Source organism: Streptomyces alkaliphilus, from assembly GCF_014141535.1.
GTDB classification, from domain to species: Bacteria; Actinomycetota; Actinomycetes; order Streptomycetales; family Streptomycetaceae; genus Streptomyces; species Streptomyces alkaliphilus.
Window position 1 is genome coordinate 1 of the sequence record NZ_VKHT01000738.1, and the last position, 2,630, is coordinate 2,630.

The window sequence follows — 2,630 nt, forward strand, 5'->3', positions numbered from 1 at the left end:
GCGCTCTCCGCCGTCGCCGGCATCGGTGGTGTCGGGAAGACCACCCTGGCCGTGCACGTGGCGCACTCCGTCCGCGAGCACTATCCCGACGGACAGCTGTACGTGGACCTCCAGGGGGCGAGCGCGGCGCCGACGGAGCCGACGACGGTCCTGGCGTCCTTCCTCCGCGCGCTGGGGGTCGCCGACGTGGACGTCCCCGAGAGCGCGGAGGAGCGTGCCGCGCTCTTCCGCTCGCTGCTGGACGGTCGCCGGGTGCTGACCCTGCTCGACAACGCCCGGGACGCCGCGCAGATCCGCGATCTGCTGCCCGGGACCCCCGACTGCGCGGTGCTGGTGACCAGCCGCACCCGCATGGTGGACCTGGCCGGGGCCCATCTGGTGGACCTGGACGTGATGAGCCCGGAGGAGTCCCTCCAACTCTTCGCCCGGATCGTCGGCGCCGAGCGGGTGAACTCAGAGCGTCAGGCGGCCATGGACGTGGTGGCCGCCTGCGGGTTCCTGCCGTTGGCCATCCGGATCGCCGCCGCCCGGCTGGCCTCCCGTCGCACCTGGGCGGTGTCGGTGCTGGCCCGCAAGCTCGCCGACGAGCGGCGCCGACTGGACGAGTTGCAGGCCGGTGACCAGGCCGTCAAGGCCACCTTCGAGCTGGGTTACGGGCAGCTGGAGCCCGAGCAGGGCCGGGCCTTCCGGCTGTTGGGGCTGGCCGAGGGGCCCGACATCTCGCTGCGGGCCGCCGCGGCGCTGCTGGACCGCGATCCGGAGACCACCGAGGAGACGTTGGAGTCGCTGGTGGACACCAGCCTGCTGGAGTCCGCCGCCCCCGGCCGCTACCGCCTGCACGATCTGGTGCGGCTGTTCGCCCGTGCCTGCGCGGAACGGGATGAGACCCCGGCCGCCGGGCGGGCGGCCACGGACCGACTGCTGGACTTCCACCTGGCCGGTGCCTGCCGGGTGTTCGCGATGGAGCGGCCCGGCGACCGGACCGTGGAGCACCTCACCGGTGGGGTGCGCGGGGCGGGACCCGACGGACCCCGGAACGCCGGGGAGACCGGGAACTTCGGGAACGCCGGGAGCTTCGACGCCACCCGCGAGTGGCTGTTCGCGGAGGCGGAGTGCCTGCTGGCCTGCGCCCGGCAGGGGGCGCGCGGCGGTCGGGTGGGAAAGGCAGCCGACCTGCTGATCGCCGCCAAGGATCTCGCCGAGACGGGCGCCTTCTCGCTGCAGTACGAGCAGACCTGCGCGGTGGTGCTGGAGCGGGCGGTCGCCGAGGGGGACCGCCACGCCGAGGGGCGGGCCCGGGTTTCCTCGACGCACAGTCTGAGCGTGTCCGGGCGGGTGCGGGACGCGGCGCGGGAGGCCGCCGAGGCGGCCCGGCTGGGTGGCGCCACCGGTGACCCGGTGGCCCGCGGGTACGGCTTCAACGACCAGGGGATCATCGCGATCTACCGCTCCCGGAACGAGGAGGCGGAGGAGCACCTGGAGCGGGCGGCGGCGGTCTTCCGCGAGGACGGCAACGCCCCGACCGAGGCGAGCGCCCTGTCCAACCTGGCCCGGGTGCACCTGAACACCGGTCGGATCGACTCCGCGCTGGAGTTGGCCGGGCGGGCGCACGCCATCTACCTCGAGGTGGGGGCGACCCTGCGGCTGGCGAACGCCAAGTACGCGCTGGGCATGGCGTTGACCGCCGCCGGCCGGCACGCGGAGGCACGCGAGCGGCTGGAGGAGGCGGTGGGGATCTTCCGCGAGCACCGACAGCGGTTGTGGGAGGGGATGTCGCTGTTCCGGTTGGGCGAGGCGGTGCGGGCCGCCGGGGACGACACCGGGGCGGCGACGCTGGCCGAACAGGCGCTGGGACTGCTGCGGGACATCGGGGGCGACTTCCGGCGGGCCCAGGTGCTCACGCTGTTGGGGCGGGCGCTGGACGGGACGGGCCAGTCCGGACGCGCGCGGGCCTGCTGGGAACAGGCCCTGGGGATCTTCGAGGCGGAGAACCTGCCCGAGGCCGTGGATGTGCGGCGGCTTCTCGACTCCTCCGGCGGGGACGGCCCGGGACGGGGGTGTCGGACGGACCCGACGTCGGTGTGATCGGTCGTGCTCGGGGCGCCGCCGGGAGGCCCCCGGGGGCGGCGCGGGGACGGGCCGCGGGAACCGCGGGCCGGTTTCCGGCGTGACACTTCCTCAGCAGCACGTTTATCAAACGTTCAGCCGTGCTCGAAAGGGTCGCCGTCACACCCACCGGACGAGGGAAGCCGGAGGGTGGAACGGCGGGACGCGTCCGCCCCACCACCGGGCGGGCCGATCCGTGCGGCGCACGAGAACAGGAGAACCACATGACGACCGACGTGACCCCGCAGGAGAACCACGCCACGGGAGAGCCGGTGGCGCCGACCGACGGCGGGAAGAAGCCCGCTCCCACTCAGCCCGGGCCGCGGCCGGGTGAGAACCACGCCACCGGTGACCCGACCGACGCCCGGCCGCAGGAGAACCACGCCACCGGGACCACCCCGAGCTGAGCCCGCCGCGGCGGGATGACCGGACGGGGACGACCGGTGCCTTCGACACGTCCAGCGGGCCGAGGCCCAGCACGACGGCGGCGGCCAGCGAGCCGATCAGCCCGAGAACGGCGGTAC

The 2,630-nt window shown here is 74.6% G+C and carries 2 protein-coding genes; both read left to right on the forward strand.

All coding sequences use genetic code 11. The features are described from left to right. Positions 1-2,085, forward strand: a 2,085-nt coding sequence (locus tag FNQ90_RS19155) for a tetratricopeptide repeat protein (protein ID WP_182607501.1), incomplete at its 5' end; no start/stop codon positions are given. 245 nt (positions 2,086-2,330) lie between these two features. Beyond that, positions 2,331-2,513, forward strand: a complete 183-nt coding sequence (locus tag FNQ90_RS19160; RefSeq protein WP_182607502.1) for a hypothetical protein — start codon at positions 2,331-2,333, stop codon at positions 2,511-2,513. Positions 2,514-2,630: the final 117 nt, after the last annotated feature.

Coding starts and splice junctions, on each gene's coding strand:
- FNQ90_RS19160 (WP_182607502.1), top strand. CDS start 2,331: ATGACGACCGACGTGACCCCGCAGGAGAACCACGCCACGGGAGAGCCG.